General features: G+C 57.9%; 5 protein-coding genes. 3 read left to right on the forward strand and 2 right to left on the reverse strand.

Going from position 1 to position 5,174, the window contains the following annotated elements:
• Positions 1-2: 2 nt before the first annotated feature.
• Positions 3-668: a nitroreductase family protein gene (locus AC2FNU_RS23915; RefSeq protein ID WP_496793740.1), complete on the forward strand. Its 666-nt coding sequence runs from the start codon at positions 3-5 to the stop codon at positions 666-668.
• A gap of 10 nt (positions 669-678) precedes the next feature.
• Here AC2FNU_RS23915 and AC2FNU_RS23920 read toward each other — a convergent pair whose 3' ends face one another.
• Together AC2FNU_RS23920 and AC2FNU_RS23925 are read right to left on the reverse strand one after the other, a co-directional pair.
• On the reverse strand, positions 679-1,992 hold the full coding sequence (locus AC2FNU_RS23920) for a permease (RefSeq protein WP_496793742.1): 1,314 nt from the start codon (positions 1,990-1,992) through the stop codon (positions 679-681).
• A gap of 116 nt (positions 1,993-2,108) precedes the next feature.
• The gene (locus AC2FNU_RS23925) at positions 2,109-2,849 is read right to left on the reverse strand and encodes a YebC/PmpR family DNA-binding transcriptional regulator (RefSeq protein ID WP_170352472.1); all 741 of its coding nucleotides are present in this window, start codon (positions 2,847-2,849) and stop codon (positions 2,109-2,111) included.
• 110 nt (positions 2,850-2,959) lie between these two features.
• Here AC2FNU_RS23925 and AC2FNU_RS23930 point away from each other — a divergent pair, with 110 nt between their 5' ends.
• Positions 2,960-4,732 carry an SLC13 family permease gene (locus AC2FNU_RS23930; protein ID WP_496793748.1) on the forward strand — a complete coding sequence of 591 codons (1,773 nt, stop codon included), beginning with the start codon at positions 2,960-2,962 and terminating at the stop codon, positions 4,730-4,732.
• A 16-nt stretch (positions 4,733-4,748) separates the two neighbouring features.
• Positions 4,749-5,174 (forward strand): glutamine amidotransferase-related protein (locus AC2FNU_RS23935; protein ID WP_496793752.1); only part of this gene is annotated, 426 nt, incomplete at its 3' end.

Here is a 5,174-nt window from a genome sequence, read left to right on the forward strand (position 1 = left end):
CCATTCCCCTGCCGGACCGATCCGAGATCAGCGACGAAGACATGCAGAGTGCCGCACAAGAGTTCTATGACAAGATGCGCCAGCGCCATACCGTGCGGGATTTCAGCCCCCGCCCCGTGGACCGCTCTGTGATCGAAACATGCCTGCGCACGGCGGGCACCGCGCCGTCTGGCGCCAATCATCAACCCTGGCACTTTGCCGCGATCTCGGCCCCTGACCTGAAGCAGCGCATTCGCGAGGAAGCCGAGGAAGCCGAGGAAGAGGAGCGCCGGTTCTACGCAGGCGGCGCAAGTGACGAATGGATCAAAGCGTTGGAACCCATCGGCACCAACGCGGTCAAAGAACACCTGACCATAGCACCCTGGCTGATCGTGGTGTTCGCCCAGCGCTGGGGACACTTCGAAGATGGGACGCGGTACAAGAACTACTACGTGCCGGAAAGCGTGAACATTGCCACCGGATTTCTGCTGGCTGCGCTGCATCACGCGGGCCTCAGCACCCTGACCCATACCCCGAATCCGATGCGGTTTCTGAACGAGGCTCTGGACAGACCCGCATCAGAGAAACCGACAATGATCATTGCAGTTGGTCACCCTTCAGAAACCGCCACAGTGCCTGCCGTAGCAAAGCTGAAGAAGCCGTTGGAGGAGATTTCTTCTTTCTTCTGAAAAACCTACGTTACCCCTGCGAATGGGGCGCATCGTTCTGTACGGGTGACATCATGCGATAGCATGTCGCGCAGGCCACCAGACTGGCGGCAACGATGAAGCCGACCGCCAAGACGACCTCGTGCATATGCGCGACAGCGGCCAAGGCCGCCGAAAGCAGAACCGCAAACAATCGTGTGAACGACTTGATCGCGGCAGAGCCCTGCACGCGTTGTTCTTTGGGCGCGACATCAAGGAAATAAAGTTTGCGCGCGCTGCTGATCCCAGTCACTGCAACCGTGACAACAAAAAGCGCGACGGCATGCAGATGGACCTCGTGATCGATGCCCAAATAGTGGAACGCCAGAAGAACGCTTCCGGTTGCTGCCACCATCAAAGTTCCAACCACCATGACCGCACGATGAGACTTCATGTTCACGATTTGCCACAGGGGCCCGGAAACCAAATACCCCGAGGCGGAAGACACGATCATCGCAGTCAGACCTTTCGCCGAACTGTGATGCGCCTCCGCCGCGATAAGCGCGAAAAACGGGACCGAGAGTGAAACAGCCACCAAAGGGATACGCATGACCATGTAACGCCGAAACCAAGCTTGCTCGAACATGCCCAGGATGCCTTGAACATTGGACCTGAGCGACAACCTTTTTTTGGTTTCAGTCGGCTTTGCTGGTGCGGAAGAGCGTGCGTTCTCTGTCATCGCCAACATCAGCAGCCCCGACAGCAGAAAGAACGCAACAGACACGCCAATCATTGTGGAATGGCGGGAAAAGGGTGGATTTTCCTTGGTGATCTGATGCACCAGCAATGCAAGGCCAATGGCACATAATCCACCTCCGCCGAGCTGCAAATAGTGCATCACCATGCGCGATCGGGAATGGACATGATCGCCCAGCAGATCGGTGAACATCAGGTTCTGAACCTCGTCCACCAGACCGATTACAAAAAAGACTGAAACGAAGACTACGGCGATCAAAGGCACGACGCCGGTCGCGGCTGCAGCCATTGCCAGGACAAGACAGGCGCCGATAACGGCCTCGGTTATGGCAATCGCGCGCTTCTTTTGCGGTTTGGCTGCGATGGATTGCGCAAGAAAGAAATCGGAAATCATGCTTCCAACCATCCGCACCGAAACCAGCGCGCCTGCCACAAACATGGGCAGTTCAAAAGACACCGCCAGAAACGGCAATACCACCGATGGGCTGCCAAGAGTCCATGCAACCTGAGACACAATACTCTGCCCCGTGAGAACGGGAACATTGCGCTTGGCCGTATCAGAGGTCACGTCCGTCATGGGCTTGTAAAGTGCGCCTTCCCAGATATTCACCGTTACCCCAGCCTAAGCGCTTGGAAGGTTTCAGCCAATAACTCTTAGACTCTGCCCGAAAATACAAAAAAACCCGGCACGCTGGGCCGGGTTTCTTAATCAAGATCTTTATCAGCTCAGAGCTGAGCCATCACTTCGTCCGTGGCTTCGAAGTTGGTTGTAACGCGCTGCACATCATCATCGTCTTCCAGCGCATCGACCAGCTTCATCAGCTTTTGCATGTCTTCCAGACCCAACTCGGTCGTGGTTGTGGGTTTCCAGACCAGTTTCGTGGATTCCGATTCACCCAGCGCTTCTTCCAGTGCGTTCGACACATCGTTCAGATCAGTATCGGCGCACCAGATGATGTGGCCATCTTCCGAGCTTTCGACATCTTCGGCGCCCGCCTCGATCGCGGCTTCGAAGATCGTATCCGCATCGCCGGCATCCGCCTGATAGACAACTTCGCCCTTACGGTCGAACATGAACCCGACCGAACCGGTCTCGCCCAGATTTCCGCCGTTCTTGGAAAAGGTCGAGCGCACGGTCGAGGCAGTGCGGTTGCGGTTATCTGTCATGGTCTCGACGATCACCGCGACACCGTTCGGGCCGTAACCCTCGTACCTGATTTCTTCGTATTCGTCGCCTTCACCGGCCACCGATTTCTTGATTGCGCGGTCGATCACGTCCTTGGGGACCGAGTTCGACTTTGCCTCTTTCACCGCCAGACGCAGACGCGGGTTCTTGTCGGGATCGGGGTCGCCCATCTTGGCGGCCACTGTGATCTCTTTCGACAGTTTGGAAAACAGTTTGGACCGCGCGGCGTCCTGACGTCCCTTGCGGTGCTGGATATTGGCCCATTTGGAGTGGCCTGCCATGGTGCGTCCTCGTCATCGTGATTACGTGTTCGGCGCTCATATAGACGTTTGCAGGGGGCAGGATCAAGAGAGCGACTTGCTCCTTGCGAGGCTGGGACTATGGTGACTGTATGACGACAGATCAGATTATTCTTTTTGCGCTATTCGTTACGGTTTTTGGAATGCTGCTTTGGGGTCGGTTTCGTTACGACCTTGTGGCGTTTGCTGCGCTGATGATCGGTGTTGTGTTGGGTGTTGTGCCAGTTGACGACGCTTTTGCAGGGTTCGGCCACCCGGCCACCATCATCGTTGCGCTGGTTCTGGTCGTCTCTGCCGGGTTGGTCCGGTCCGGGGCGGTGTTCATGATCACCCGCACATTGGTTGATGCCTCACGTGGGCTGGGCGCGCATATTGCCTTGATGGGCGGGATCGGTGCAGTCTTGTCAGCCTTCATGAACAACGTGGCCGCGCTTGCGTTGCTGATGCCGGTGGACATTCAAACTGCGCGAAAAGCGGGGCGTTCAGTGGGTCTGTCGCTTATGCCGCTGAGCTTTGCCACCATTTTGGGAGGGATGGCGACACTGATCGGCACACCTCCGAACATCATCATCGCGTCGATCCGACAGGAAACGCTGGGCGAGCCGTTTCATATGTTCGATTTTGCGCCCGTGGGCGGACTGGCTGCGATTGCGGGTCTTGCCTTTGTCGCCCTTGTAGGTTGGCGTCTGATCCCAAATCGCGGGCCGCAAACCGAAACGTCGGAAGCGCTGGCCGAGTATATCGCCGAACTGACCATCCCGCCGGACTCGACACATATCGGCAAACGTGTGAGCGAGCTTTATGAAGCCGCTGAAAAGTCTGATGTCGCCATCATCGGCCTGATCCGCGATGGCAAGCGGCGGTACGGACGATCCGCCCATGCCACGTTGAAAGAAGGCGACGCACTGGTTCTGGAAGCCCGGCCCGAGGCGTTGGACGAATTTCGCGCAGCACTAAACCTCGACTTCTCGGACACGCGGCGGCAAGAAGTGCTGACGGCCGAGGGTGACGGATTGGACGTCATCGAAGTGGTCGTACCGGAAAGCGCCCGCATCACCGGACGCACCGCACAAGGGCTTGGACTGGCCTGGCGGCAAAGCACAGTGCTGATGGGCATCTCGCGTCAGGGTCAGAGGATCACCGAACAGGTTCGTAAAACCGAGGTTGAACCCGGCGATATTCTTCTACTGCTCTGCCCGCGCGACCGGGCGGCGGATGTAACGGAATGGTTGGGTTGCCTGCCCCTTGCCGGACGTGGGCTGAACGTCACAGCCAATGATAAGGCGTGGCTTGCCATCGGCCTGTTTGCTGCCGCCGTGTTGGCCGCGAGTATTGGGTTGATCTATCTGCCCATAGCCTTGGGATTAGTGGTCATCGCCTATGTGCTGACCAAGATCATGCCGATTGCCGACATATATAATCACATCGAATGGCCGGTGGTCGTACTGCTGGGGTCGATGATCCCGCTCGGCAGTGCTTTGGAGACTTCTGGCGGGACTGAATTGATCGCAAATGCGCTGATACGACTGACCGATGGCCTGCCCGCCTGGGCGATCCTGACTGTGTTGATGGTCGTCACCATGACCCTGTCGGATGTGCTGAACAACACCGCCACCGCCATTGTCGCCGCGCCGGTCGGAATACAAATGGCCCGCACGCTCGAGGTTTCACCCGACCCGTTCCTGATGACGGTTGCCGTAGCGGCCTCGGCCGCCTTCCTCACGCCCATCGGGCACAAGAACAATACGCTGGTTCTGGGGCCCGGAGGCTATCGGTTCGGTGACTACTGGCGCATGGGCCTGCCGCTTGAGGTGCTGATCATCGCGGTTTCCATCCCTGCCATCCTTGTCTTCTGGCCGCTGTGACGGGTAAAGGCAGAGCATGAAACGCTTTTTGATCCTGCAACTGCGCCCTGAAACGGATGCATCCGACGCCGAATACGCTTCGATTCTGGACAAGACCGGCCTGACGCCCGAACAATCCCATCGCATCCGGCTGGATTGTGAGAACCTGCCTGACGATCTGGATGTCACGGACTATGCAGGCGTCATCGTTGGCGGAGGTCCAGGCTGTGTCAGCGACGATCCCGCAACGAAATCCGAACTGGACGCAAAGATCGAAGGCGCGGTCATGGGCCTGATGCCGCAGATCACGGCGCAGGATCACCCCTTCATGGGCTGCTGCTATGGTTTAGGCGTTCTGGCCGCGCATCTGGGCGGTGACGTGAGCAAAGCCAAGTACAGCGAGCCGGTCGGGCCCTCAGCTTGCCGCCTGACGGAAGATGGTGCCACAGATCCGCTGACAGCC

This window comes from Ruegeria sp. BHSB064, assembly GCF_059613205.1.

Excerpts from the sequence above, each read along its gene's own strand:
- AC2FNU_RS23925 (WP_170352472.1), bottom strand. The coding sequence starts at position 2,849 with ATGGCAGGCCACTCCAAATGGGCCAATATCCAGCACCGCAAGGGACGT.
- AC2FNU_RS23930 (WP_496793748.1), top strand. The coding sequence starts at position 2,960 with ATGACGACAGATCAGATTATTCTTTTTGCGCTATTCGTTACGGTTTTT.